Here is a 1,753-nt window from a genome sequence, read left to right as displayed (position 1 = left end):
CTTTCGAATGTTGGGTGACACTTTCATTCTACTGGAGATCCGCCAGCAAGGGCTATTTTTATGCTTGTCTGAGTTTTATCTAGCACCACGGGTAATTTATATATATTTTCGATGCACTACTCTTCCATCATACGTAAATAATACAGGCTTCTCTTCCACGACCGTTTCCATATGAACAGCGCGTCCCCATAACTGATAAATATAGGGAAGAACTTTTTCTAAATATTTTATATCTAATTCAATTCCTTCATACCAATGTTTTAAATACAGCTCACCGTTGCGCATATAATCTCCATCATTTACCGTAATGTATGGAAACCCGCCATTGACACGCATGCTGACGAGTTGGTCGCGAATGTGCTCCCAATCTTTATCGACAATTTTATACTCTCTTCCTTGCTTTTGAAATAAATACATATCTTCGCGCATCACTAATTCTTTTGTTAAATAATTGCGCAAAAACGAAATATCGGATTCCAATTCGCGCACTTCGAAAATTTTTTCGCGGCCCGACCCTGGCTTAATGCCTCGTTTTTTCATCTCCTCGGTTGGGTTGTTCCAGCGCTCTTCAATGTCTTCAAAAATTTTCAACCCTAAATAATATGGATTAATCCCGGTACGAGATGGCTGAACGACATTGGCGTTTAATTTGGCAAATTCAATCGCTTCGTCGCTTGTTAAGTCCATTTCCCGCAAAATCCGTTGATGCCAATACGTCGCCCAGCCTTCGTTCATGATTTTCGTTTCAAGCTGCGGCCAAAAATATAGCATTTCTTCGCGCATCATCGTTAAAATGTCGCGCTGCCAGTCTTCAAGCTCGCGGCTGTATTCTTCAATAAACAACAATACGTCTTTTTCCGGCTGCGGCGGAAACTTCCTGCGCTTTTTGCGCGGAGGCGGAGCTGGACGATCTTTTTCATCAAGCTTCCATAAATCGTCATATGGCGTCGATGTTTTTGGCGGCTCTTCCTCTTCATATATTTCCGTATCTTCCCACGTCCATGATAATTTCGGACGAAGCAGTGACGGGTCGATATGCTCTTGAATCGCCAATACCGCATCTAAAAATTTTTCTACTTCGAATTTTCCATATTGATGTTCGTAATGTTTGATTCTCTCGGCGGTCGCTGCCATGCTTTCGACCATGTCCCGCTTTGTATTGCTGAAACGAACGTTATTTTTGAAAAAATCGCTATGCGCTAATACATGTGCAACAATTAATTTATTTTGAATAAGCGTATTTGTATCCAATAAAAATGCGTAACAAGGGTCAGAATTAATGACTAGCTCGTAAATTTTGCTTAATCCCAGGTCGTACTGCAGTTTCATTTTGTAAAACTGCTTGCCAAAAGTCCAGTGGGAAAACCGCGTTGGCATGCCATACGCACCAAACGTGTAGATAATATCCGCTGGACAAATTTCATAACGCATCGGATAAAAATCAAGCCCAAATCCTTCAGCGATTTCCGTAATCTCCGCAATCGCCCGTTCCAACTTCTTCAAATCATCTTGTCGCATGCACATCTCTCCCCCCTTTTCCTCTTATCACAATGTATGAGAAAAAAGGAGTTTTGATACGTATAAGTCCATTCCATATCAATTGGTAATTATTTAGGGAAGAATTGGATTATGATTAAACAATATATGGATGAATATCGGGTACCGTCAAGAATTTTGTGTAATGTAAGATAGATAGGGTATCTCTGAAATGGATTTGGAATGGATAGGGAACCGGTTTCCTTCACACAAGAGA

At 40.7% G+C, this 1,753-nt stretch carries 1 protein-coding gene; it reads right to left on the bottom strand.

All coding sequences use genetic code 11. The features are described from left to right. Window positions 1-96: 96 nt before the first annotated feature. Entirely contained in the window at window positions 97-1,518 is a 1,422-nt protein-coding gene (locus tag BM278_RS18160; RefSeq protein WP_090952535.1) for a SpoVR family protein, read from the bottom strand. Window positions 1,519-1,753 lie beyond the last annotated feature (235 nt).

Origin of the sequence: Parageobacillus thermantarcticus, assembly GCF_900111865.1 — a bacterium.
Taxonomy (GTDB): Bacteria; Bacillota; Bacilli; order Bacillales; family Anoxybacillaceae; genus Parageobacillus; species Parageobacillus thermantarcticus.
This window is presented reverse-complemented; position numbering and strand designations above follow the sequence as displayed.

Coding starts and splice junctions, on each gene's coding strand:
- BM278_RS18160 (WP_090952535.1), bottom strand. CDS start 1,518: ATGCGACAAGATGATTTGAAGAAGTTGGAACGGGCGATTGCGGAGATT.